This is a genomic window from Massilia sp. BAP21, assembly GCF_057801335.1.
This window is the reverse complement of record NZ_CM173596.1, coordinates 4,885,557-4,909,866: the sequence shown is the minus strand read 5'-3', so window position 1 is coordinate 4,909,866 and position 24,310 is coordinate 4,885,557. Positions and strand designations below refer to the sequence as shown.

Sequence of the window (24,310 nt, the reverse complement as noted above, 5' to 3'; positions counted from 1 at the left end):
TCTCAATGCACGAGGACCTTCACCGGCTCCGCTGGTACTTCATCGCTGTCTTTGCGATGAGCAAGCCGGTAAAGGAGGGGAAGGACGAGCAGCGTCAGCGCCGTCGAGGAAAGAATGCCCCCAATCACAACGGTGGCCAATGGCCGCTGCACTTCGGCCCCGGTGCCGGTGGCGATCGCCATCGGCACGAAGCCAAGGGACGCCACCAGGGCCGTCATCAGCACTGGCCGCAGCCGCGTCAAGGCTCCGTGCGTGATGGCCCGGTCCAGTCCGATGCCTTCTTCGCGCAAGGTGCGGATATAGGAAATCATCACCAGGCCATTCAGCACCGCGACACCCGACAGGGCGATGAAGCCGACCGCCGCCGAGATGGACATTGGAATACCACGCAGGGCGAGGGCAATGACGCCGCCCGTCAGGGCGAAGGGGATACCCGTAAAGACCAGCAGCCCGTCCTTCACGTTGTTGAACATCATGAACAGCAGCGTGAACACGATGAACAGGGCGAGCGGTACCACCAGCTGGAGCCGGGTCGTGGCCGACTGCAGTTGCTGGTAAGTACCGCCCCAGCTCGTCCAGTAGCCCGCCGGCACCTTGACATCCCTGGCGATTGCCGCGGCTGCCTCAGGTACGAACGAGCCGATATCGCGTCCGCGCACGTTTGCGCTCACGACAACGCGTCGCTTGCCGTTCTCCCGGCTGATCTGGTTCGGGCCAGGCGCGAATTCGAGCGAAGCAACCTCGCCCAGGGGGATATAGGTCGTCGCGCCGCCGTCCTTGGCGGGCAGGGAGATCGGCAGCTGCCTGAGCGCGTCGAGATCGGTCCGTAGCGTTTCGGGCAAACGAACGACGATGTCGAAGCGGCGGTCGCCCTCGAACATGGTGCCGGCTTCGCGACCGCCGGTTGCGATGGCGAGGGCTTCCTGAACGTCGCCGATGTTCAGACCATAGCGCGCAGTCTTCTCGCGGTCGATGTTAACGGTCAACATAGGCAGGCCGCCCGTTTGCTCGACCTTTACTTCGGCCGCGCCAGGGATGCGCTGCAGTACCTCGGCTATTTCCTTGCCCGTCGATGCAAGCACGTCCATGTCGTCGCCAAAGACCTTGACGGCAACGTCACTGCGCACGCCGGAGATCAGTTCATTGAACCGCAACTGGATCGGTTGCGAGAACTCGTAGGAATTACCCGCGTATTTCTCGGCCTCTTCCTGGATCGCCGCGATCAGTTCGTCGCGGCTCTTCTTCGGTGCTGGCCATTGCGCTTCAGGCTTGAGCATGATGTAGCCGTCCGAGATGTTCGGCGGCATCGGGTCCGATGCGATCTCGGCAGTGCCGGTGCGGGCAAACACTCTGTCGATCTCCGGGAACTTCGCTTTCAGGCCGGCTTCCACCTTTTTCTGCATTTCCACGGACTGACTCAGGCTGGTGCCAGGAATGCGCAACGACTGCAACGCCAGGTCGCCTTCGTTCAGGCTCGGGATGAACTCGCTGCCCAGCCGCGTGACCAGTAACCCCGACAGGACGACGAGGACGACCGCGCTCGTGATAACCAGTGCCGCGTTGCGCATGACTTTTTCGAGCATCGGCGCATAAGCTTGCTTGGCCATGCCCATGAGCCTGTTTTCCTTCTCGGTGACGCGCTTGCCGATAAACAGGGCCACCGCGGCGGGGATGAAGGTGATCGACAGGATCATGGCGCCGACCAGGGCCGCAACCACGGCGAAGGCCATCGGGTGGAACATTTTTCCTTCGACACCCGACAGCGCGAAGATCGGCAGGTACACAACCATGATGATGAGCTGGCCGAAGAGCAGCGGTCGCCGTGCTTCCCGGGCAGCGGCGAACACTTCATGGAAGCGCTCGGCGAGGGTCAGGTCACGCTTGTGGTGCTCCTGCGCATGTGCGAGGCGCCGCACGCAGTTCTCGACGATCACCACCGCGCCATCGATGATGATGCCGAAGTCGAGGGCGCCCAGGCTCATCAGGTTCGCGCTGACCTTGTACGACACCATGCCCGTGAAGGTGAACAGCATCGCCAGGGGGATGACCATCGCCGTGATGATCGCCGCGCGGATGTTGCCGAGGAAGAGGAACAGGATGACGATCACCAGTACCGCACCCTCGAGCAGGTTCTTCTTGACGGTATTGATGGCCTTGTCGACCAGTACCGTCCGGTCGTACACCGGCACCGCCTTGACGCCTTTGGGCAGCGAACGATTCACCTCGACCATCTTGGCGGCAACGGCCTGCGACACGGCGCGGCTGTTCTCGCCGATCAGCATGAATACCGTGCCGAGCACGACCTCTTTGCCGTTTTCGGTCGCGGCGCCGGTACGCAGTTCGCGCCCGATGTCGACGGTCGCCACGTCGCGCACGCGGATTGCAACACCCTTGACGTTGCTGAGGACCGTGTTGCGGATATCGTCGAGGGTACGCACCTGGCCCGGTGCGCGGATCAGGAACTGCTCGCCACGGCGCTCGATATAGCCGGCGCCGACGTTGTTATTGTTGCGGTCGATCGCGCCGACGACGTCGGACAGCGACAGGCCGTAGGAGCTGAGCTTGGCCGGATCGGGTGCGATCAGGTATTCCTTCTCGAAGCCGCCGATCGAATTGATTTCGGTGACGCCGGGTACCTGGCGCAACTGCGGCTTGATGATCCAGTCCTGGACTTCGCGCAAGTCGGTCGGGGTGTACGGTGTGCCATCGGGCTTTTTCGCGCCCGGCTCGCTTTCGACCGTCCAGAGGTAGATCTCGCCCAAGCCGGTAGAGATCGGGCCCATCATCGGCACCACACCGCTCGGCAGGTTTTCCCGTGCTTCCTGGATCCGCTGGTTGACCAGCTGGCGTGCAAAGTGGATGTCGGTGCCATCCTTGAAGATGACGGTCACCTGCGACAGGCCATAGCGGGACAGCGACCGGGTTTCTTCCAGGCCGGGGAGGCCCGCCATGACCGTTTCGATCGGGAATGTCACGCGCTGCTCGGCTTCCAGCGGCGAATAGCCGGCGGCCGACGTGTTGATCTGGACCTGGACGTTGGTGATGTCGGGCACCGCGTCGATAGGCAGTTTCTGGTAGTTGTAGATGCCGATGGCGGCCATCGCGACGACGCCCAGCATGACAAGCCATCGATGCTCGATGGCGAAGCGGATAATTCGTTCAAACATGGCAGGTTCCTCGATCAGTGTTCGTGCTCGGCACTGCTTTTGCCTTGCTCGGCTTTCACAACGAAGCTGCCCGTTGCAACGTATTGCGCTCCTGCGCTCAGCCCGGCGACGATCTCGACGTTCTTGCCGTCGCTCGCGCCCAGCGTGACTGGCTGGGCCTGGAAGCCCTTCTGCACTTTCGTGAAGACGACGGTTTTGCCTTCAATGGTCTGGACGGCATCGGCCGCGACCGCAACGGCGGCCTCCTTCGTGCCGCGCACAAGGGCGACGTTCACGAACAGTCCTGGGCGCCAGGCAAGACCCGGGTTATCGATGACGACACGTGCGCTCGCGGTCCTGGTCTGTTCGCCCAGCAGGCTACCCACATAGCTGACCTTGCCGGTGACCGATGCGCTGCCGGCAGCGGATTTGATCGTGACCGGCTGGCCGACACGGACCGATTCCAGGTCCTTTGCCGTCACCACAATTTCCACCCAGACGGTCGACAGGTCGGACACCAGGAAGGCATTCGCGTCTTCCTTCACCGCTTCGCCCTGCGACAGGTGTTTTTCGACCACGACACCGTTGAAGGGCGAACGCAGGACATAGCGGTTCACGGCGCCCGCGTTAATCTCCGCGCCAAGGGCCGTCAGTTTCGACCTGGCGGACTGCGCCTCGATCTGCGCCTCGCGGTAGGCCTGCTCGGCTTGCAGGTAGTCCTGCTGCGCCGAGATCCTGTCTTCCCACAGCTTCTTCTCGCGTTCGTAGGTGGTGCGCGCGAGTCCCAGGCGCTTGTCCGCGGCGAGGGCGGTGCTGCGCATTTCGGCCAGGTCGGGGCTGGCGATGACTGCCAGCGGCTGGCCTTTCTTGACTTCCTGACCGAGCGAGGCGGATACCGATTCGACTACACCGGCCACCCGGGGCACGATGTGCGCAGTGCGGTCTTCGTTGAAGCGCACTTCGCCAGGCAGCGTGACTGCGGTATCGATGCGCGCCGGAGCGGCCTGTGCGACGGCAATGCCCGCCCCTTGCGCTTGCTGCGGCGTCATCTCGATCAAGCCGGGCGGTTCGTCGGCATGCTCTTCCTTGCCTCCCGATTTTTGGGCGGTTTCCTCTGCGCGTTCGCTTTCTCCCTGTGCAGCTGGAGCGTCCTTCTTCCAGAAGAGAATGGCGAGTGCCAGCACGAGACCCAGGCCGATCACGGCGGCGATGGAAAATAGGGATTTCTTGTTGATAGTGGACTTCATGGGGCAATCCTGTTGTTGAGGTCGGCGCCCGCGTCTGGAGCGACGTAGCGGCCAAGGTCGGCGACGGCGCGGTAGCGGTCGTACAGTGCCTGGATGTATTGGGTGCGGATCTGCAGCAGCGTGCGCTGGGCATCTAGGACGTCGAGGAATCCGAACTTGCCAGCTTCGAAACCGATTACCGCGGAGTCGAACACGCGCTGCGCCGCCGGCAGAATGTTCTCGCGCATGCTGCGCACCTGCTCGCGCGACAACTGGGCGCGCTGGTACGCGTTGGTAAGCCCCTGGTGCAGGCGCAGGCGTTCGGCCTCCAGTTCGGCGCGTGCCTTCTCGGCGCGACCGAGCGAGGCCTGCAGGCTGCCCTGGTTGCGGTTGAACAAGGGCAGCGGGACCGACAGGCCGACCACGGTCTGCGAACGCCCGATCTCGTCGTCCTTTTTGTTGCCGACGATAAGCGTGAGGTCGGGCATACGCTGGGCACGATCGACGCCGACCTGAGCTTCCTCGCGCTGGACCTGCAAGTTCGCGCGCCGTAGCTGCGGCGAGGTGGCCAGCCGCTGTTCCAGTTCGGCCAGCGCAGGCGTTGGTGCCAGGTCGAGCTCGGGGACGATCAGGGTAAGGTTTGCCTGACCAGTTTCGCCCCAATAGGCGGACAAGGTGTGCATGGCAATCGCCAGGTCGCTCTGCGCCTGGGCCAGCTCGAGCCGCGCCGATGCCTGTGCCACGCCGGCGCGATCCTGCTCGACAGGCGAAACCCGTCCGGCCGTGACGCGCTTTTCGGCCGCCACTGTTGCTTTCGCTGCGACGTCGAGCGAGGTCTGGGCGATGCGCACGCGCTCCTGTGCACCCAGGGCATCGAAATAGGCCGTTGTGACGTCGGCGCGCAGATCGGTACGGGCCACGCTGAGGTTGCCTGCCGCAAGACTGCGTTCGCGTTCGGCCAGGTTGATACGCGCCGAGCGCTTTCCTCCGAGTTCGAGCACTTGGCTGAGCTGCACGGTCTGGGTGCGGGTACCGCGTTGCGTTCCTTCACGGACAAAGGACACTTCGGGATTCGGGAACAGGCCCGCCTGGCGGCGCATGCCGTCGGCGATCGCAACATCGAGCGCGGCCGCGCGCAGGCTTGGGTTGGCCGCCAGTGCCTTTGCGATGGCTTCATCGAGCGTCAGCGGCGGGCCTGCGACGGGTGCTTGCTGCTGTGTTGCCACAGGAGACAACGGCTGCGCTGTCACCTGCGCAGCACTCGGCAACGCCTGTGCAAATAGCACGGACGCCCCGAGGACGAAATACTTGGGATGCATGAATAACTCCGGTTATTGAAAACGAAGGCTATTCAGCAGCGAGACGTATCGGGATGGCCTTCTCAGGCCCGCCCGCACAATGATGAGTGGATGTATACGATCTGCCGCCGAATCAGACGGCGGAGATCCATTGAGGCCGCTCGGGACGAGCGGAGTATAAGGAGGAGTATTGAAGCTGGAGCGCCGGCGGCGCCAGACGGACCGGCTCAATAATCACTTGCGCAACAGGAAGTCCTTCAAACGAAAGCGTCGCGTGAGCACAGGAAGCGCAGTGCGAGTGCATTGCGACTTTCTTGTTGGAACCCGTCGGCTTGTCCTTCTCAGCGGAGGCGAGCTTGTGCGAGTCGGCCTCCGACGAATGATGACCGAAATGCTGGGCGGCACGGCCCGACTCGTGCTGACAATAAGCAGCAACCACACTCCAACTGAGCTGAAGAGCGAGGATCGTCAGGACTAGGTAGATGAAGCGTCGGGCGGTCATGAAGAAAAGTATAGCACGTGGGATCGTTTGTCTTATGCGCTCATATCCTTACTTCAGCTTCAGGATGCGACGTGCGCCCGAAAGTACGATCACGCCAATCACCGTGCCGACAATCAAATCGGGATAAGGCGATCCGGTCCAGGTGACGAGTGCGCCGGCAGCAATCACGCCGATGTTTGCAATAACGTCATTCGCCGAGAAAATATAACTTGCCTTCATGTGCGCCCCGCGGTCGCGTTTCTTTGCGATCAACACCAGGCAAGCCACATTCGCAACCAGGGCTACCGCGCCAACGCCCATCATCAGGCCCGATTCCGGTTCGCTTCCGAAGAAGGCCCGGCGTACCACTTCACTGAGGGCGCCCAGCGCGAGCACGAGCTGCAGCCAGCCGGCCAGGTGTGCTGCGTGCGTCTTCATCGCCGCAGCCCTGCCCACTGCGTACAGGGCCAGGCCGTACACAGCGGCGTCCGCAAACATGTCCAATGAATCAGCGACCAAACCGGTCGATTCTGCGACCAGCCCCCAGATCAGCTCGACCACGAACATGATGCCGTTGATAGCTAGCAGCAACCAGAGCGTCTTCGCCTCCGATGGGTCGCCGGCCTTGTCTTGACTGGCTTCTTCATGGGACGAATCCAGTTGCGACCCGATCAGATGGGCACCAAGCTTCAGCGGGCCAAGTTTCTGCAAGATCGGATCGACTTCCCCCATATGCGCAACATGGAGCTGCCGCTGGGAAAGGTCAAAGTTCAAGGAATGAATGCCGCCGACATCCGCCAGTGCCATGCGGATCATGTTCTCCTCGGAAGGGCAGTCCATCTTGGGAATCCCGAGCGTACTCAGCGTACGTTTGCTGTCGACTTTCGGCCTGGCTGGACGGGATCCGCGCAATTCGACACCCAGCCGCAAGGGCTGCAGCACCTGCACGAGGGCGTCCGCTTTGCCGTCGTGGAGCACAGTCACCGTGCGGGTGTTGAGGTCGAAGGCAATGTTGTCGATGCCCGAAACTTTGCCTAAGGCCATCCGAATCAAATTCTCTTCGGACGGGCAGTCCATCTTCGAGACAAATAGTTCGGTTTCGAGGCGGGCTGCCGTAGCGGTTTGGTCTTGTGTCATGACGATGAGCCTAGGATCGGAATTGTTCGAAGGATAAAGCTTCAACCCGCTTCAAGGTCAAGCGTGTTCGCCACGTCAGAACCGTCCAGCCGGAGGAATAATCTATTGCTGAGGTGACAGGGCGCCGATGATGCCGCAATCGGAAACTCGGCCGCCCTGGCATGAAATGAGCAGACGGGACAGGTGTTCTTTCAGTGAGTTGAGGTCTCTGATCTTCTGCTCGACTTCTGCAAGATGCTGCTCGGTCAGCGCAGTCACTGCACAGCAGTCGCCATCGCGGCTATCGGAAAAGGCCAACAGACTGCGTACCTGATCGATCGTGAAGCCGATTTCCCGGGCACGGCGAACGAAGCTCAGGCGGGCCACATCCTCGCTGCCGTACAGCCGATAGTTACTGCCGGTCCGCGATGGAGAATCGAGCAACCCGATTTTTTCGTAATAGCGAATCGTCGGCGCAGGGGTCTGCGCCGCGGCGGACAGCTGACCTATCGTAAAAGTGCGTGACATATGCTTGACCTTAAAGTGACTTCAAGGTTTATAAAGTTCATTTATTAATCCGTCAAGCGAATTCACCTATGCGCACCAAGATGAATCTCTGTGTCACCGCAGCGTTGCTGGCCATGTGCGCAGTTGCGGGATCTGCCTTTGCCGAAAGCACTGCACTGACGCTTGCCGAAGCCGTTGCCAGAGCCCGCATCCAGGCGCCGCAACTGCAGAGCGCCGATGCAGCACTGCGGGCTGCAGACGCCAATGTGCGCCTGTCCGGCCTGCGGCCGAATCCGACACTTTCCGTGGAAGCGGAAAATGTGTTGGGCTCAGGGCGCTATTCCGGTTTTGGCGGGGGAGAAAAGACGGTTTCACTTTCGATGCCCCTCGAGCTGGGCGGCAAGCGGGGCGCCAGGCTACGTGTGGCCCAGGCCGAGCGCGCTGCTGCCGACGTTGGTGCGCGCTCCGCTGAAGCCGAATTGACGTTCCAGATCACCGCGGCGTTTGTTACGCTTGCCGCCAGTGAGCGCTACCTTGCGATCACAAAAGCCGGTCATGAGCTGGCCGAACGCGCGCATCACGCGGCACGCGAGCGGGTACGGGCCGGAAAAGCATCTCCCATAGAAGAGCAACGGGCCGACGTGCTACGAATTAATTCCGAGGTTCGCCTGGGAAAAGCAATGCGTGCCGCCGAGCTGGCGCAGAAAACGATCGCACGGCTGACAGGCGCGCCAATGCCGTTCTCGATAGCGTCTGCCTGGTTTGAGCAGATCGAAGGGAGCGAGAAGGCACCGCCGGCGCGGCAGCAGCTGGCGATTGCGACGGCGGAGGCGGAACTGGCCGCTGCAGAGGCTCGCGTCGATGCGGCCAGGCGTGAGCGGGTACCGGACGTCACGCTGACCGCCGGCATGCGCCGGTATGGTGAAACTTCCGAAAAGGCAGCTGTGCTGGGCCTGTCCGTCCCCCTGCCATTGTTCAACCAGGGCAGCGCCGCGCTTGCACGGTCCCGGGCGGAATTCGATCGCGCGTCCGCCGTGCGCCGCGCCGTCGTACTGGAAGTCGAACAGTCTACTGCACAGGCAGAAGCTGAGGTGGCCGACGCACTGGCGGCTGCACGCGCCGCCAACGGTCCCGCACTGGCAGCGGCAGAAGAAGCGGCACGTATCGCGAGGATCGGTTATGCCGAAGGGAAATTCCCGCAACTCGAATTGATCGAAGCCGAACGCTCGCTGGCCGAAACCCGCGAAAGCTCGGTCGATGCGCTCGCAGCACTTCATACGGCACGGGCGCGTTTGGCTCGGCTACAAGGTTCCAACTCTCCAATTTATAAGGACTGACCCATGCAAGCGGTATTCCGATCGGGCCTGTGTGCCGCGATGATCCTCTTGAGCGCATGCTCGCCCAAGCCGGAAACGACCAGCCGTCAAGACGCTGCCGAACATGGCGAACAAAGCGCGAATGCCAAAGGCGAACAGGCCGAAAAGGCCGAGAAAGGCGAGGCCGTAGAGCGGGGCGAAGCTGCGGAGAAAGAAGGCGGCGAGGCCGAAGCCAAGGAAGACTTTGTCGCGCTGTCGGACCAGCAGATCAAAGCGGCAGGAATCGAGGTTATGCCAGTCCGGCAGTCGTTCGCCGGGGCCGTCGAGGCCCCGGCGGTCATCGCGGCGGATCCGAAGCATGCGGCGGTGGTCTCGAGCGCCGTGGGTGGCCGGGTGGTCGAGATCCGGCGCAACCTTGGCGACCCGGTCGCTCGTGGCGACGTGCTTGCCGTAATCGAAAGCCGTGACGTAGCCCAGCTCAGGGCCGACGTCGAGATCGCCAAGCGGCAGTACGAACTGTCGCAGGCCAATTTTGCACGCGAAGAACGTCTGTACGGCGAAAAAGTCACTTCGCGGCAAGAATTCGAGATTGCGCGCAATGCCGCGCAAGAAGCACGCACCCGTCTTCGCTTGGCCGAGCAGCAGCTCGCGGCCGCAGGCGCAAGCAGCGGGGGACAGCTCAATCGGCTGATGCTGCGCTCACCCATCAAGGGCAACGTCACGGCACGACAGATCGCCTTGGGCGACATCGTCGCACCGGACGCCCATCTTTTCGAGGTCGCCGACCTCAACGAGCTGACGGCCGAACTTTCGCTCTCGCCGGACGACGCTGCCCGCATCGCCGTGGGCACGACCGTGGACGTGTCGACCGACGGTCGCACCGGCACGGGCCGCATTACGCATGTCTCGCGTGTCCTCGATCCCGCGACCCGCCAGGTACGAGCCATTGCACGCTTGTCGAACGGCCGCGGCGCGTGGCGTATCGGCGAAACGGTCCGGGCATCGATTGCGCTCGAAGGGAGCGCCGGTGGCACGCAACTGGCCATTCCACGGACGGCTGTGCAAACCGTCGAGGACAGGCCCAGCGTATTCGTTCGGGCGAGAGACGGATTCGCGATCAAGCACGTTGTCCTCGGCGGCAACGCGGCCGGCTACGTCAAGGTGATGGGCGGCTTGGAAGGCAACGAACAGATTGCGGTCAGCAATACGTATCTGCTGAAGGCGGAGCATGGAAAAGGAGAGGCGGGAGACGATGACTGATCTCTTCACTCGACGGCTCCTGAAGGACACCCAACCATGATCGCTCGTATCGTCAACTTTTCCGTTGCGCGGCGGTGGCACGTGCTCATCGCAACGATCCTCCTGTCGATCCTCGGGGCACTTGCGCTGACGCGCCTGCCCATCGACGCAGTACCGGACATCACCAACACCCAGGTGCAGATCAACGTCGTTGCACCTGCGCTCGCGCCGGCCGACGTGGAGCGGCAGATCACCTATCCGATCGAAACGGCGTTTGCCGGGATACCTGGCCTGGAATCCACCCGGTCGCTGACCAGGCACGGGTTTGCGCAGGTGACTACCGTCTTCAAGGACGGTACGGACATCTATTTCGCGCGCCAGCAGATGGCTGAACGGCTGCGCGCCGTCGAGCGCTCGCTGCCGCCAGGCGCTACCGCAAGCCTGGGCCCGATCGCGACCGGGCTCGGCGACGTCTACATGTGGACGGTCGAATACGCCTCGAAGCCTACCCCGAAAGCGGGGCCGGCGGCTGGGCTGCAGGCCGATGGCAGCTACGTCACTCCAGAAGGCGAAGTGCTGCGCAGTGCTGCCGAAAAAGCCACTTACCTGCGCACGGTGCAGGACTGGATCGTCGCACCCCAGCTCAAGAATACCGAAGGGCTGGCAGGCGTGGACGTCATCGGGGGCTACGTCAAACAGTACGTGGTCACACCGGATCCGCAGCGGCTGGCAGCCCTGGGGATCAGCCTGACCATGCTGGGCGAAGCGCTCGAGCGCAATAACACGAGCGCCGGCGCCGGTGTGGTCGTTCAGAACGGGGAAGCCCTAACTGTCAAGGCCGACGCGCGCATCACGTCAGCCGAGGAACTGGCGAAGACCGTCATCACGACCCGAAGCGGCACGCCGGTACTGGTTTCGCACGTCGCCACCGTCGGCATGGGACAGGAAGTGCGATTCGGATCCGCATCCGAAGGCGGGCAGGAGGTCGTCGTCGGTACCGCCGTGATGCGGATCGGGGAGAACAGCCGGACGGTTGCCGCCGCGGTGGATGTCCGCCTGAAAGAGATCGCGCGCTCCTTGCCGCCGGACTTGCTGATCCGGCCGGTGCTTGACCGCACCCGCCTGGTCGACGCCACCATCAAGACCGTGGCGACCAACCTTACCGAGGGTGCGCTGCTGGTGATCGCCGTGCTATTCGCGCTCCTCGGGAACCTGCGCGCGGCATTGATCGCCGCGGCGGTCATCCCGGTCACGATGCTGATGACCTCTGCGGGCATGCTCGAAGCAGGGCTGTCTGCGAACCTGATGAGCCTGGGCGCGCTGGACTTTGGCCTGATTGTCGATGGCGCGGTCATCATCGTGGAAAACGCGCTGCGCCGGATCGCGGAACGCCAGCATGCGACCGGCAGGATATTGACGAAGGCGGAGCGGCTCGAGACCGTCGCCGCCGCCGCACGCGAAATGATCCGGCCAAGCGTCTACGGCCAGGCGATCATCATTCTCGTCTACGCGCCCCTGTTGACGTTCCAGGGGGTGGAAGGCCGCATGTTCGCACCGATGGCGGTGACGGTTATTCTCGCACTGGTCTTCGCGTTCGTCCTCTCGCTTACGTTCGTGCCGGCCGCGATCGCGCTCTGGCTTTCGCGCCATGTCGATGAAAAGGAAAACAAACTGGTCAAGGCCGTGTCCTCGTCGTACGCACCGTTGCTGGAGCGTGCTCTCGCGCGGCCGACGCTGACCGGCGTATTGGCGGCGATCGGTTTCGCGGGCGCACTCGGCCTGTTTACGACACTCGGCCAGGAATTTCTTCCGACGCTCGACGAGCAGGACGTACTGCTCCAGGTGGCACGCATTCCGGGCACTTCCCTTGAGCAGAGCCAGGCCATGCAGTTTGCGGTGGAGAAGGCGGTCGGCAAGCTACCGGAGGTGAAGCTCGTGTTTTCAAGAACGGGTACTGCCGAACTGGCGGCCGACCCGATGCCGCCGAACATGACCGATACCTTTGTCATCGTGAAAGACCGCTCGGAGTGGCCGGAACCACGGATGAGCAAGGCCGAGCTGGTGGAAAAGATCGAGAAAGCGGTCGCTGGCATCCCGGGCCAGAACTACGAGCTTACCCAACCGATCCAGATGCGCTTCAACGAGTTGCTGGCCGGCGTGCGTGGCGACATCGCCGTCAAGGTCTATGGCGACGATTTCGACGCCATGCTCCGCACCGCCGAACAGGTCGCGGCAAAACTGCGCGCGGTCGAGGGCGCGGAAGACGTCCGCGTGGAGCAGGTGCAGGGGCTTCCGCTGCTCGATGTTCGGCTGGATCGCGACGCCATGGCACGGGTCGGCCTGACCGCCCAGGACGTGCACGACACCTTGGCCGCAGCCATTGCCGGCCGCGAGGCCGGGTCGATCTATGAGGGGGACAGGCGATTCGACGTCGTCGTGAAACTGGGCGAAAAGACCCGCAACGACGTGGAAGCCTTGCGCCTGCTGCCTGTGCTGACGCCGAGCGGCAGCTTCGTTCCGCTGGGATCGGTGGCCCTGCTCGAGACGGCCAAGGGACCGAACCAGATCAGCCGGGAAAACGGCAAGCGCCGCGTGGTTGTCCAGGCCAATGTGCGCGGCCGTGACATTGCCGGCGTGGTCAGCGAGGCGCGCGCGAGTATCGATGCGCACGTACGGCTACCGGCCGGCGTATGGCTCACCTGGGGCGGGCAGTTCGAGAACCTGGAACGTGCGCGGATGCGCCTGGCCGTCGTGGTACCGGCCTGCTTCGCGCTCATCGTCGTACTGCTGTATTCGGCCGTCGGTTCCTGGCGCGCCGCCGCAGTCGTCTTCACGGGTGTGCCCCTGGCCCTGATTGGCGGGATTGCAGCGCTCTGGCTGCGTGGGCTGCCGTTCTCGATTTCGGCCGCCGTCGGATTCATTGCGCTGTCCGGCGTCGCCGTCCTCAACGGTTTGGTGATGGTGGGATCGATCGACGACCTGGCAAAACAATTGCCGTGGGCGCAAGCCGTTCGCGAAGGCGCGCTGCGGCGGCTGCGCCCGGTGCTGATGACGGCCCTGGTCGCATCACTGGGCTTCGTCCCGATGGCACTGGCGACAGGCGCCGGGGCCGAGGTGCAGCGTCCGCTGGCGACCGTGGTCATCGGTGGGCTGATCTCGGCCACGATCCTGACGCTGTTCGTGCTGCCGACGCTGTACCAGCGCTTTGCCCGCCCGGCAGAGAACGTAGCGGAAGGCATTTGACGGAACCATGGCCAAACATCTTTCACCGCTCTCTGCCGTCCTGGGCGCCGGACTGATCGCCGCCACCGATCTGGTCACGAAGGCCCAGGTCGTGGATCGGCTGGCCTACGGCCAGCAGGTTGAGCTGCTGCCAGCATTGAACATTGTCCATGTTATCAACCAGGGGGCGGCTTTTGGCCTTCTCGCCACAGCGGGCGGGTGGCAACGTTACCTGTTCATCGTTGTGGCTGTGCTGGCGTCGGTATTGATCATTCAAATGATCAGGAGGCCGGCGACGACGGCCACGGAGAGGGCAGCGTTGGCGATGATACTTGGCGGGGCAATTGGAAACCTGATCGACCGCGCCGCACGCATGGGCGTTGTCGACTGGATTGACTTGTATGTGGGCACGTACCACTGGCCGGCATTCAACATTGCCGACATCGGTATTACGCTGGGCGCGGCAACTATTGTCTTGCACACGGTGTTTAGTGGGAGCACATCGGTTACAGTGCATAAGCAAACACGACAGTGATATAGCGCTGTAACAGGCGGCGGAACGGAACGCTACCTCGACTAGTTGCAAACAGGCTTCCAGCCGGCTGGATACTATTCTTGCGCTTCTTTTGCCTCCGAAAGAATCTCATATCCTCCTTTCGCAGCGATAAACGACACGACCGTTCCAAGAATCAGATCGGGAAGGTTTGAGTTCGTCCACATCACCAGCGCGCCCGATAGGACGATGGCGCCGTTCACGATCGAATCATTGTTCGTAAAAATGGCTGAGGCTTTGAAATTGATGTCCTGCCCCCGATGCTGCTTTAACAGCCGGATGCAATAAATATTCAGAAGCGCATTTGCAGCGGCCATCGCCATCATGGCCGGCCCCAACGGGGCTTCGCCGCCGAGAAACCTGCGAATGACTTCGACTAATAACAGGCAGGCAAAGCCGATGAGGAGCCAGCCGGAAAGCTGGGCGGCACGGGTCTTGATTGCGGCAGACCGGCCGACAGCGTATAAACTCACGGCGTACACGGCTGCATCTCCTAGATTGTCGAGACCGGCGCCGATCACGGCGGTTGAAGATGCCCACGTTCCAATTGCAACACCGGCTAGACATTGTCCCAGGTTGATCAGTAGGACTTTCCATAGAATGCTGCGATCCTCCTCGTTTGAGGCATCCAGATCCAGCTCGTCGCTATGTGCGGTGTTGCTCGTAGTCATGCGGTCTCCGATAAACGATAGGGTCAGCTGCGCCCAGTTAAGGTCGGCTCAGCATCATTACTGCGGTGCGGAAGACGCAAAAAATTTACGTGGCCCGAAAAACTGGTGCGCTCAAGGGGGTCCGCTCTTGTCAGTAGCCACAGCAGCAGGCTTCTTTGGCTTTGCATGCTTCAATATCTGCACAACCTGAGGCAACGCACCATCCTTGCAAAAAGGAGGAGATATCTCGACCTTGTCGTGAAGCTCGGGCTTGATCGAGTCGGGCACTAAGGCGCTGACATATCTGTAAGAGCGAAGATGGGGTACTGTAATTTCGGCGTATTGATGGCCAGAAATCTGAGCCGTGTCCAGACCTGCGAGGCAGGCAGGACGGTTCGTCTTCAATTTCTCTTGCGTATAGAGTTCGCTTACCCAGCCCGTTTTGCTGTTCGGTCCAAGCCGTGGATCAGCGCAGCCAACGAGAATAAGTAGTGAACTGAGCGCAACGATACGTTTTCCGTTATTTTTCATGACAGTTCCTATAAAGATCAGCCCGCCTTCCGTCACCAGCCGCGACACCTGCGCGGCCGAGTCCTAGGTCATCATTTCCTGCCCGGCGCTGGTACATGGTTGAATACCTGTTCGCTACCTTCGCGCTTTGATCAGATTCAGTCCGAAGCCAAGCCCGGCCGCCAGGAGCAGAGCCACCTGTGCCCCATAGGTCTGCGTAGTCGGATAGATACCAAGGACCGGCAAGCGCGGTCCCTGCATTGGGGTCGCCATCAACCATCCGGCTTCCTGCAGGCCTGCGATCCCTTTACCGACCAGCACGACTGCCAGAGCGGCGACCAATGCCGAACTGAATGAAAAGAACTTACCAATAGGCATGCGTGCGCTCGTGCGCAGGAACACGGCGGCAAGAATCGTCAGCAGGACGAGGCCCGTTACGAAGCCTCCCATCAGTGCAGGGCCGTTGCCGTCGGCTGCAAGGGCCGAGTAGAACAGGACCGTTTCGAAGACTTCCCGGTACACCGCGACGAAGGCCAGGACGAACAAGGCCCATGCCGAGCGCTTTTCCATCGCTGCCGTGAGATGCTGCTTCAGGTAAGCCTGCCACTGTCCAGCCTGGCTTTTCTGGTGCATCCACAGGCCGACCGACAGCAGCACCGCCGCCGCGAAGAGCGAGGACAGGCCTTCTGTCACTTCGCGGCTTGCGCCACTGATACTGACCACGTACGTGGCTACCAGCCACGTCAGCGCACCTCCGGCCAGTGCCGAGATCCACCCGGCGTGTACGTAGCGCAGCGCCTGGGGGCGTTCGGCTTTGCGCAGGAACGCAACCATCGCGATCACGATCAGCAAGGCCTCGACACCTTCGCGCAGGAGGATGGTCAGCGCGCCTACGAACACCGTCGTTGCGTCGGTCTTGTCCGAGCCGGTGACTGACTCGACACGTAAAAAGTACTGATCCAGCTGCTGGGCGTATGCCGTTGCGCCCGCGACGTCACCTCGAGCGACCGCCCCCCGGTACAGTTGCATCGTCCGTTCCACGTCGACCAGCAGTTGGCGGTCGGTCGCGTCGAGCGCCGCCTCGAGCGGCTCGAAGCCGTCCAGATAGGCCGACAAGGCAAGATCGGTGGCGGTCGCGCGCTGGCCATTCTTCAAGGCGTCCAGGCTCTCTTGCAGCAGCTTGCGCGCAAGGGCGATCCCCTTGCGTTCCTGCTGTTCCCGGACAATGTCGGGGTGCGTGCGTGCATATGCCTGCGCTGCTCGCGCGGTTGCCGGCGGCATCGCCTTCGCCAGCTCTTCTTCGGTCGTCGTGACAAGGGCGGTCATGTCAGGAAGCGCCGCGGCGGGGACTTCATTTCGTGCAAATGCAGTTTTCCCCGCTTCAATCTCGGTATCCTTGAAAGACAGGGAGCCAACATAGAACGCCAGGGACCAGCGGTCGTGCTCGGACAAGTTGGCAAACGACGGCATCGATGTGCCTTCGACACCCTGACTGAGCACCTGGTAAAGGGCCATGAGAGAACGGGAGCGGGCCCTTTCCTCATCTGTGAAAGCGATCGGTTTCGGGTCGAGCTTTGCCGCAAGAGCGCCGTCGCCGGCACCAGTCGCACCGTGGCATGAAGCGCATTGCGCCTGGTACAGCGCGGCGCCACGGGAAAGATCGGGCATGGCGCGCGGCGCTACAGGAAAGGGATACGCCTGGAGGAGCAGTCGGTTTGCTTCCCGGGCAAGCTGGCCTACACGCTGGGGGCTGTCTTTGCGTTCGACCGCGTGCCTCAGATTTGCGGTAGCTGCGGCCAGTTCCGAGTGCAATGGATGAGGAGGCAAGGACTGCACCTGACTCTGCGCCCGCGCCGAGAACTCCCGCATTTCTCCGTACTCAGGTTCACTGATGACCGCTCCATTCTGGACGGCGCCGGGGTAGTCCACAGCGACATAATCGAGCAACTGCCAGAGCTGCCTGACCTGCGGTTCGGACGATTTGGATTCTGCATGTGCCGTGCCAGCCAGGAAGCTGCAGAGAGCCGCGACGTAAATGAACCAACGCCAAATGGGGTACTTCATAATGAAAAACCTGACCAGATGTAGAGGAGCTTGACATTTAACACCTTCAAGCTACTTGAAGGTCAAGCCGTATACTGGATGCCCAGAACGGAATTGAAACGCCTTCGGCGTCGGAAGTGCCTGGGCAGGTCATACGCATCCTGCTGGGAGCCCTTGGGTCGGTGGTCGGGATCGTCCCGGCTGCTAATACTGGTGGCACGAAGATCAGCATGCTCAAACGGTTGCCAACCGATCCAAGTATCAAGAAACTGATCAGGTTGAGCCCAGCAAAGCACGATGATGCTTGACGCCACGGATGTTGAGGCGAGGGCGGAAAGCCACGTTGGCTCCTCCGTCGCTGACGGCTCCATGTGCTTTAAAGGACGAGACGTCACGCTTACTCCAAGAGCTTGACACTGGCCGCTACGCGCCCCCACAATGCTTGTTGAAATGTCCAAAGTGATGAAACCATCCCGTTCAACCCGCTTCGTTGCCGCCGTGATTGCCGTGATCAGCTTGCTGTTCACCCAATTGGCTCTGGCTTCGTACGTCTGTCCCGACGAGACCACGCCGGAACGCATGACGATGGCGGCGGTTGACAACGGGATGTCCGACATGGATCACTGCACCGGCATGGACAAGGCCCAGCCGAGCATATGTCACGCGCACAACCACTCCAGCCCGCAATCGCTCAACAAACCCGATTTGCCCACAGTGCTGCCGTACCTGTTGATCGGGCCGGCGCTGTCAGTGGTCTTGCTCAATGATGGCGAAGCACCTCCAGACGTTTTTGCTGCCATACCCTCGTTATCCCGTGCGACGGAGCCGGCTTTGGCCATACGCCACTGCTGCTTCCGTATTTGACAACTCCGCCTGCTTGATTCGCCGCGCGCGCTTGCGCACGCGATGTATTTCAACGCTTGTGGAGATCGCATGTCCTTTTTCTTTTCCGCGCGCCGTCACGGGCGCGCTCCCCTGTTTTCGCTGACAGGATACCTGGGCGTATTGGCAACGTCCCTGGCCTTGGCGGCGCCTGCCCTTGCCGCCGATGCCTTGTCCCTGGCCGAGGCGCAGCGTCTCGCCATTGAACGCTCGCGGCAGATTACCGCGCAGGATGCTGCTGTGACGGCTTCACGTGAGATGGCAGTGGCAGCTGGCCGCTTGCCCGATCCGGTGCTCAAGATCGGTGTCGACAACCTGCCAGTCAGCGGCCCCGACCGTGGAAGCTTCACTGCGGACTTCATGACGATGCGTCGTATCGGCGTGATGCAGGAAATCACACGCTCGGACAAACGCAGCTTTCAAGCTGAGCGGTATCAGCGCGAAGCGGACAAAGGGCTGGCCGAAAAAGACAAGGCCATCGCCGATGTCGAACGTGCGGCGGCCATTGCCTGGCTCGATCGCTACTATGCCGAAGCAATGGCATCCGTGATCGCGTCCCAGCGCGAAGAGGCGCAACGTGAGCGCGAGGCCGCCGATGCCGCCTACCGGGCCGGACGCGGAAGCCAGGCTGATGTACTGTCCGCCAGGGCTGCCGTCGCACAGTTCGACGACCGTATGGACGATGCCGCGCGCCGGGTACGCAGCGCGAAGATTGCGCTCGCGCGCTGGGTTGGCGACATCGCCGACCAGCCCCTGTCCGGTCAACCGGCATTCGACACCATCCGGCTCGACCCGGCCTCGCTCGATACCCAGCTTGCCCATCACCCCGAGATTGCCGTTCTCAACAAGCAGGTCGATGTCGCTGCGACCGAGGTGAAGCTGGCCGAGGCCAACAAGAAGTCCGACTGGACCGTGGAAGTGGGCTATGCGCAGCGCGGTCCGGGATATTCCAACATGATCTCGTTCGGCGTCTCGGTCCCGCTGCAGTGGGACCAGAAAAACAGGCAAGACCGCGAACTGGCTGCCAAGCTCGTCACGGCTGAACAGGCTCGTGCCGAACGCGACGAGATGCTGCGAGCGCATACGGCGGAAACGCGCGTCATGGTGGCCGAGTGGCAGGCCAATCGCGAACGCTTGGCACGGTATTCCCGGGAACTCATCCCACTGGCGCAAGAGCGCAGCGGGGCAAGCCTGGCTGCCTACCGTGGCGGCAAGGCGACGCTTGCCGAGGTGCTGGGCGCGCGGCGTGGCGAACTCGACGTTCATCTCTCCAGGTTGCAGCTCGAAGCCGACACCGCCAGGCTGTGGGCAGAACTGAACTTCCTCTTTCCCACTTCGCACGGCGCGATGCCGGCGGCCGCCGCCATCTCCAGGAACACGAAATGACCAAGAAAAAGAAGCTCATCCTCGCGTTGTCCGCGGCCGCCATCCTGATCGCCGTCGGCGGTGGTCTGTTTTGGGCCGGTATGCAGCATGGCCTGCATGCCGCCATGCCAACAATAACCGGCAGCGGCGCGTCCACGAGCGGCGACAAGGTCGATCCTGCGACGGGCAGAAAAGTGCTCTACTGGCACGACCCGATGGTACCCGGCCAAAAATTCGACAAGCCGGGCAAGTCGCCCTTCATGGACATGCAGCTCGTGCCGGTGTATGCCGACGAATCAGGCGATGACGGCAAAGTTGCAATCAGCCCGCGCGTACAGCAAAACCTCGGCATCCGGACGGCCGAGGTGAAGGAAGGCAGCCTTGCCACAACGCTTGAATCGGTGGGTAGCGTGGCCTGGAATGAGCGCGATCTTTTCCTCGTGCAGGCCCGTGCCAACGGGTATGTCGAGCGCCTTCACGTACGTGCGCCGCTCGACCGTGTCCGCAAAGGCCAGGCGCTGGCCGATATCTACGTCCCCGACTGGGTGGCGGCGCAGGAGGACTACCTGGCCGCACGCCGTATGTCGGCGGATCTCGCTGACGCGGCACGCCAGCGCATGCGGCTGGCCGGCATGACCGGCGAGCAGATCCGCCAAATAGAGAAAAGTGGCAAGGTTCATCCGCGTTTGACGATCACCTCACCAGTGTCTGGCGTGGTGGCCGAGCTTGCCGTGCGCGAGGGTATGACCGTCATGCCCGGTGCGTCGCTGTACCGCATCAATGGCCTGTCCACTGTCTGGGTGAATGCCGAGATTCCTGAAGCGGCAGCCGCCCAGGTACATCCGGGCAGCACCGTCCAGGCACGCGCCGCCGCCTGGCCCGGTATGACCTTCCACGGCAAGGTCGGCGCGATCCTGCCTGAAATCGATCCCGCCACACGCACCCTGAAGGCGCGCATCGAGCTCGCCAACCCGGAGGGACGGCTGGTGCCGGGCATGTTCGCAACGGTTAGCCTGACACCGGCCGCGCGCAAGGCCATCTTGCTGGTGCCGAGCGAGGCCGTGATCCAGACCGGCACCCGCAGCGTCGTATTCGTTGCGAGCGAGGATGGGAAGTTCGCTCCGGTCGAGGTGGAAACGGGGAGCGAAGCCAATGGCCAAACGGAGATCCACAGCGGCCTGTCGGCCGGCCAGAAGGTCGTCGCGTCCGGGCAGTTCCTGGTCGACTCGGAAGCCAGTCTCAAGGGCGTGATCGCACGCATGGGCGATGCGGGTGCCGCCAACGGCGCCAAAGCGGCTGCCGCCCCGGCGCACCATGGTCGTGGCCGCGTCGAGAAGATCGATCCCGACAGTATCACGCTATCGCACGAGGCGATGCCGACGCTGCAATGGGGACCAATGACGATGCCGTTCAAACTGCCGCCGGACGGCTTGCCGCGCAATATCGCCGTGGGTAACCAGGTCACGTTCGAGATCCGGCAGACTCCGGAGGGCGACTACCAGATCACGTCGATCACGCCGGCCGACAAGCAAACCGGTAGCGGAGACGGCAAATGATCGCCAAGCTGATCCGCTGGTCCATCGTCAACCGTTTCCTGGTCTTGCTGGCCACTGCCGGCCTGACGGCCTGGGGCGTGTGGGCTCTGTCGAAAACGCCGCTCGACGCCATCCCGGACTTGTCGGATACGCAGGTGATCATCCGCACCACCTACCCGGGACAGGCACCGCAAATCGTCGAAAACCAGGTCACGTATCCATTGACGACGACCATGCTGTCCGTGCCGGGAGCGAAGACGGTACGCGGCTATTCCTTTTTCGGCGACTCGTTCGTCTACATCCTGTTCGATGACGGCACCGATCCCTACTGGGCACGTTCGCGGGTGCTCGAATACCTCAACCAAGTGCAGTCGCGCCTGCCGCCGCAAGCGAAACCATCGCTCGGGCCGGACGCCACCGGAGTGGGGTGGGTGTACGAATACGCGCTCGTCGACAAGAGCGGCAAGCACGACCTGTCACAGTTGCGCGCCCTACAGGACTGGTTCCTCAAATACGAACTGAAGGCGGTCGCGAACGTGTCGGAAGTCGCCAGCATTGGCGGCATGGTCAAGCAGTACCAGATCCAGCTGGACCCTGACAAGATGCGTGCTTTCGGTATTTCGCACGCCAGGATCGTCGACGCCGTGCAAAAGGCCAACCAGGAGACCGGAGGCTCGGTACTGGAGCTGGGCGAAGCCGAATACATGGTGCGCGCGTCCGGCTATCTGCAATCGCTCGACGATTTTCGCAAGATTCCGCTGACAACCAGCGAGGCCGGTGTGCCGGTACGACTTGGTGATGTCGCTCGTATCCAGATCGGCCCGGAGATGCGGCGCGGCATCGCGGAGCTGAATGGCGAAGGCGAAGTGGCCGGTGGCGTGATCGTCATGCGCTCTGGGAAGAACGCACTCGAGACGATCGACGCGGTCAAGGCAAAGCTTGCGGAGCTCAAGTCGAGCCTGCCGCCCGGTGTCGAGATCGTACCGACCTACGACCGCTCGGGCCTCATCACGCGTGCAGTCACCAACCTCGAACACAAGCTGATCGAGGAATTCATTGTGGTCGCACTGGTCTGTGCGATCTTCCTGTTCCACATGCGTTCGGCGCTGGTGGCGATCGTGTCACTGCCAATCGGCATCCTCGCGGCTTACCTGGTCATGTACTACCAGGGTGTGAATGCGAACATCATGTCGCTCGGCGGGATTGCAATCGCGGTCGGCGCGATGGTCGACGCAGCCGTGGTCATGATCGAAAACGCCCACAAGCATATCGAGGCATGGAACCACGCCCATCCCGGCAAGAAGCTCGCTGGCGACGAACACTGGCGTGTGATCGGCGATGCGGCTGCCGAGGTCGGCCCGGCCTTGTTCTTCTCGCTGCTGATCATCGTGCTGTCATTCGTGCCGGTGTTCACGCTCGAAGCGCAGGAAGGCAAGCTGTTTGCGCCGCTGGCCTTCACGAAGACCTATGCCATGGCCGCCGCCGCAGGCCTGTCCGTGACGCTGATCCCGGTGTTGATGGGCTACCTGATCCGTGGCCGCATTCCGGACGAACAAAGCAATCCGCTCAACCGCGGTCTGATCTGGCTGTACCGCCCGCTGCTCGAACGCGTGTTGCGGTATCCGAAGACAGCGATCATCGCTGCGGGCCTGATCGCTGCCGCGACAGTTTGGCCATTGTCACGCCTGGGCGGCGAGTTCATGCCGCCGCTCGACGAAGGCGACCTGCTATACATGCCGTCGGCCCTGCCTGGACTTGGCGTCGGCAAGGCGGCTGAACTCTTGCAGCAGACCGATCGCCTGATCAAGACTGTCCCGGAAGTGCAAAGTGTGTTCGGCAAGGCTGGCCGCGCGGAGTCGGCCACCGACCCGGCGCCGCTGGAGATGTTCGAGACCACGATCCAGCTCAAGCCACGCGACCAGTGGCGTGCCGGCATGACGCCTGACAAACTGGTCGAGGAGCTGGACCGCATTGTCAAGGTTGCCGGCCTGTCGAACGTCTGGGTTCCGCCCATCCGCAACCGCATCGACATGCTGGCCACCGGCATCAAGAGCCCCGTCGGCGTCAAGATCGCGGGCACCGATTTGAAGGTCATCGACCGCATCACCGGCGAGATCGAGCATGCCGTAAAAAAAGTGCCGGGCGTGTCATCCGCGCTGGCCGAGCGCCTGAATGGGGGCCGTTACATCGACGTGAAGATTGACCGGGATACCGCTGCGCGCTACGGGCTGAACATCGCCGACGTGCAAAGCGTTGTGTCGTCCGCGATTGGCGGAGACAACATCGGTGAAACGGTCGAGGGATTGCAGCGCTTTCCGATCAGCGTGCGTTACCCGCGCGAGGTGCGCGATTCGGTCGAAAAACTGCGCGAGCTACCGGTCCTGACCGAGCGTGGCGCCCAGATCCGGCTCGGCGATGTCGCGGCAATCCGCATTGAGGATGGACCGCCCATGCTCAAGAGCGAGAACGCGCGCCTGTCGGGCTGGGTCTACGTCGACATTCGCGGCCGCGACCTCAGCTCGGCAGTACGCGACATGCAGCAGGCCGTGGCCAGCGAGGTCAAGCTGCCGCCCGGCTATTCGGTATCGTGGTCCGGCCAGTTCGAGTACCTGGAACGCGCGACGGCGAAGCTGAAGATCGTGGTTCCGGTCACGCTGGTGATCATCTTCGTCCTGCTCTATTTCACCTTCAAGCGCCTCGACGAAGCCGTTCTCATCATGGCCACCTTGCCGTTCGCGCTGGCCGGCGGCGTGTGGCTGCTGTGGCTGCTCGGGCACCACTTGTCGGTACCGAGCGGCGTCGGCTTCATTGCGCTTGCTGGTGTGGCAGCTGAATTCGGCGTGATCATGCTGCTGTACCTGAAGCATGCCTGGGAAGCCCGCGTCGAGGCCGGACGCGACAGCGAAGCCGACCTGGTCGACGCGATCCGCGAAGGCGCCGTCCTGCGCGTGCGGCCAAAGGCGATGACGGTCGCAGTCATCATCGCGGGTCTCGTGCCGATCATGATCGGCGCTGGGACGGGTTCCGAAGTCATGCAGCGGATCGCCGCACCGATGGTCGGCGGCATGGTGACAGCGCCGCTGCTGTCGATGTTCGTGGTGCCTGCGGCCTACCTGCTGCTGCGCCGCCGCCAGGCGCGGCGCATGCACGGGCTGCGCCAGGTACCTGCGGCCGAGGAGCGAACGATTCATGCGAAATAGCACGGCAGGCATGCGGTATCT

17 protein-coding genes are annotated in these 24,310 nt (G+C 62.5%); 9 read left to right on the top strand and 8 right to left on the bottom strand.

Annotated elements, in window-relative coordinates:
* Positions 1–2: 2 nt before the first annotated feature.
* The 5 genes from ACWYRN_RS21635 to ACWYRN_RS21615 all read right to left on the bottom strand — a co-directional run bounded on the left by ACWYRN_RS21635 (position 3) and on the right by ACWYRN_RS21615 (position 7,795).
* Positions 3–3,167, bottom strand: coding sequence for a CusA/CzcA family heavy metal efflux RND transporter (locus ACWYRN_RS21635; RefSeq protein WP_290423423.1), 3,165 nt, complete (start codon positions 3,165–3,167; stop codon positions 3–5).
* Between the two features lie 14 nt (positions 3,168–3,181).
* Positions 3,182–4,393 (bottom strand): efflux RND transporter periplasmic adaptor subunit, encoded by a 1,212-nt coding sequence (locus tag ACWYRN_RS21630; RefSeq protein WP_488689775.1) that lies wholly within the window; start codon positions 4,391–4,393, stop codon positions 3,182–3,184.
* Positions 4,390–5,691, bottom strand: a complete 1,302-nt coding sequence (locus ACWYRN_RS21625) for a TolC family protein (protein WP_488689773.1) — start codon at positions 5,689–5,691, stop codon at positions 4,390–4,392. The genes ACWYRN_RS21630 and ACWYRN_RS21625 overlap by 4 nt, the downstream gene beginning before the upstream one ends.
* 529 nt (positions 5,692–6,220) lie before the next feature.
* A complete protein-coding gene (locus ACWYRN_RS21620; RefSeq protein WP_488689772.1) occupies positions 6,221–7,288 on the bottom strand; it encodes a cation efflux transmembrane domain-containing protein in 1,068 nt (355 codons plus the stop codon).
* A 102-nt stretch (positions 7,289–7,390) separates the two neighbouring features.
* A complete protein-coding gene (locus ACWYRN_RS21615) occupies positions 7,391–7,795 on the bottom strand; it encodes a MerR family transcriptional regulator (RefSeq protein ID WP_290423418.1) in 405 nt (134 codons plus the stop codon).
* 68 nt (positions 7,796–7,863) lie between these two features.
* On the opposite strand from ACWYRN_RS21615, the gene ACWYRN_RS21610 reads away from it, so the two are divergent.
* Genes ACWYRN_RS21610 through lspA form a run of 4 tightly spaced genes read left to right on the top strand, consistent with a single transcriptional unit; the run spans position 7,864 to position 14,086 of the window.
* Complete coding sequence (locus ACWYRN_RS21610; protein ID WP_488689770.1) at positions 7,864–9,111, top strand: TolC family protein; 1,248 nt, start codon at positions 7,864–7,866, stop codon at positions 9,109–9,111.
* Between the two features lie 3 nt (positions 9,112–9,114).
* Positions 9,115–10,350 (top strand): efflux RND transporter periplasmic adaptor subunit, encoded by a 1,236-nt coding sequence (locus ACWYRN_RS21605; RefSeq protein ID WP_290423416.1) that lies wholly within the window; start codon positions 9,115–9,117, stop codon positions 10,348–10,350.
* Positions 10,351–10,386: 36 nt separating this feature from the next.
* Complete coding sequence (locus ACWYRN_RS21600; RefSeq protein WP_290423415.1) at positions 10,387–13,572, top strand: efflux RND transporter permease subunit; 3,186 nt, start codon at positions 10,387–10,389, stop codon at positions 13,570–13,572.
* 7 nt (positions 13,573–13,579) lie between these two features.
* Entirely contained in the window at positions 13,580–14,086 is a 507-nt protein-coding gene (gene lspA, locus ACWYRN_RS21595) for a signal peptidase II (RefSeq protein ID WP_290423414.1), read from the top strand.
* A 74-nt stretch (positions 14,087–14,160) separates the two neighbouring features.
* Here lspA and ACWYRN_RS21590 read toward each other — a convergent pair whose 3' ends face one another.
* The 3 genes from ACWYRN_RS21590 to ACWYRN_RS21580 all read right to left on the bottom strand — a co-directional run bounded on the left by ACWYRN_RS21590 (position 14,161) and on the right by ACWYRN_RS21580 (position 17,328).
* The gene (locus tag ACWYRN_RS21590; protein ID WP_290423413.1) at positions 14,161–14,775 is read right to left on the bottom strand and encodes a cation efflux transmembrane domain-containing protein; all 615 of its coding nucleotides are present in this window, start codon (positions 14,773–14,775) and stop codon (positions 14,161–14,163) included.
* A gap of 111 nt (positions 14,776–14,886) precedes the next feature.
* Positions 14,887–15,285 (bottom strand): hypothetical protein, encoded by a 399-nt coding sequence (locus ACWYRN_RS21585; protein ID WP_290423412.1) that lies wholly within the window; start codon positions 15,283–15,285, stop codon positions 14,887–14,889.
* 114 nt (positions 15,286–15,399) lie between these two features.
* Entirely contained in the window at positions 15,400–17,328 is a 1,929-nt protein-coding gene (locus ACWYRN_RS21580) for a cytochrome c/FTR1 family iron permease (protein ID WP_290423411.1), read from the bottom strand.
* A gap of 116 nt (positions 17,329–17,444) precedes the next feature.
* On the opposite strand from ACWYRN_RS21580, the gene ACWYRN_RS21575 reads away from it, so the two are divergent.
* The 5 genes from ACWYRN_RS21575 to ACWYRN_RS21555 all read left to right on the top strand — a co-directional run bounded on the left by ACWYRN_RS21575 (position 17,445) and on the right by ACWYRN_RS21555 (position 24,289).
* Positions 17,445–17,615: a DUF3703 domain-containing protein gene (locus ACWYRN_RS21575; RefSeq protein ID WP_488689769.1), complete on the top strand. Its 171-nt coding sequence runs from the start codon at positions 17,445–17,447 to the stop codon at positions 17,613–17,615.
* Between the two features lie 142 nt (positions 17,616–17,757).
* Positions 17,758–18,171 (top strand): hypothetical protein, encoded by a 414-nt coding sequence (locus tag ACWYRN_RS21570; protein WP_290423410.1) that lies wholly within the window; start codon positions 17,758–17,760, stop codon positions 18,169–18,171.
* Between the two features lie 69 nt (positions 18,172–18,240).
* Positions 18,241–19,575, top strand: coding sequence for a TolC family protein (locus ACWYRN_RS21565; protein WP_290423409.1), 1,335 nt, complete (start codon positions 18,241–18,243; stop codon positions 19,573–19,575).
* The gene (locus ACWYRN_RS21560; RefSeq protein WP_488689768.1) at positions 19,572–21,110 is read left to right on the top strand and encodes an efflux RND transporter periplasmic adaptor subunit; all 1,539 of its coding nucleotides are present in this window, start codon (positions 19,572–19,574) and stop codon (positions 21,108–21,110) included. The genes ACWYRN_RS21565 and ACWYRN_RS21560 overlap by 4 nt, the downstream gene beginning before the upstream one ends.
* Positions 21,107–24,289, top strand: a complete 3,183-nt coding sequence (locus ACWYRN_RS21555) for an efflux RND transporter permease subunit (RefSeq protein WP_488689767.1) — start codon at positions 21,107–21,109, stop codon at positions 24,287–24,289. The genes ACWYRN_RS21560 and ACWYRN_RS21555 overlap by 4 nt, the downstream gene beginning before the upstream one ends.
* The last annotated feature ends 21 nt before the right edge of the window (positions 24,290–24,310 follow it).

Bases quoted from the DNA above. Each gene is read 5' to 3' on its own strand.
- lspA (WP_290423414.1), top strand. From the start codon at position 13,580: ATGGCCAAACATCTTTCACCGCTCTCTGCCGTCCTGGGCGCCGGACTG.
- ACWYRN_RS21605 (WP_290423416.1), top strand. From the start codon at position 9,115: ATGCAAGCGGTATTCCGATCGGGCCTGTGTGCCGCGATGATCCTCTTG.
- ACWYRN_RS21590 (WP_290423413.1), bottom strand. From the start codon at position 14,775: ATGACTACGAGCAACACCGCACATAGCGACGAGCTGGATCTGGATGCC.
- ACWYRN_RS21600 (WP_290423415.1), top strand. From the start codon at position 10,387: ATGATCGCTCGTATCGTCAACTTTTCCGTTGCGCGGCGGTGGCACGTG.
- ACWYRN_RS21565 (WP_290423409.1), top strand. From the start codon at position 18,241: ATGTCCTTTTTCTTTTCCGCGCGCCGTCACGGGCGCGCTCCCCTGTTT.
- ACWYRN_RS21620 (WP_488689772.1), bottom strand. From the start codon at position 7,288: ATGACACAAGACCAAACCGCTACGGCAGCCCGCCTCGAAACCGAACTA.
- ACWYRN_RS21585 (WP_290423412.1), bottom strand. From the start codon at position 15,285: ATGAAAAATAACGGAAAACGTATCGTTGCGCTCAGTTCACTACTTATT.
- ACWYRN_RS21580 (WP_290423411.1), bottom strand. From the start codon at position 17,328: ATGAAGTACCCCATTTGGCGTTGGTTCATTTACGTCGCGGCTCTCTGC.
- ACWYRN_RS21635 (WP_290423423.1), bottom strand. From the start codon at position 3,167: ATGTTTGAACGAATTATCCGCTTCGCCATCGAGCATCGATGGCTTGTC.
- ACWYRN_RS21615 (WP_290423418.1), bottom strand. From the start codon at position 7,795: ATGTCACGCACTTTTACGATAGGTCAGCTGTCCGCCGCGGCGCAGACC.
- ACWYRN_RS21555 (WP_488689767.1), top strand. From the start codon at position 21,107: ATGATCGCCAAGCTGATCCGCTGGTCCATCGTCAACCGTTTCCTGGTC.
- ACWYRN_RS21630 (WP_488689775.1), bottom strand. From the start codon at position 4,393: ATGAAGTCCACTATCAACAAGAAATCCCTATTTTCCATCGCCGCCGTG.
- ACWYRN_RS21610 (WP_488689770.1), top strand. From the start codon at position 7,864: ATGCGCACCAAGATGAATCTCTGTGTCACCGCAGCGTTGCTGGCCATG.
- ACWYRN_RS21625 (WP_488689773.1), bottom strand. From the start codon at position 5,691: ATGCATCCCAAGTATTTCGTCCTCGGGGCGTCCGTGCTATTTGCACAG.
- ACWYRN_RS21560 (WP_488689768.1), top strand. From the start codon at position 19,572: ATGACCAAGAAAAAGAAGCTCATCCTCGCGTTGTCCGCGGCCGCCATC.
- ACWYRN_RS21570 (WP_290423410.1), top strand. From the start codon at position 17,758: ATGTCCAAAGTGATGAAACCATCCCGTTCAACCCGCTTCGTTGCCGCC.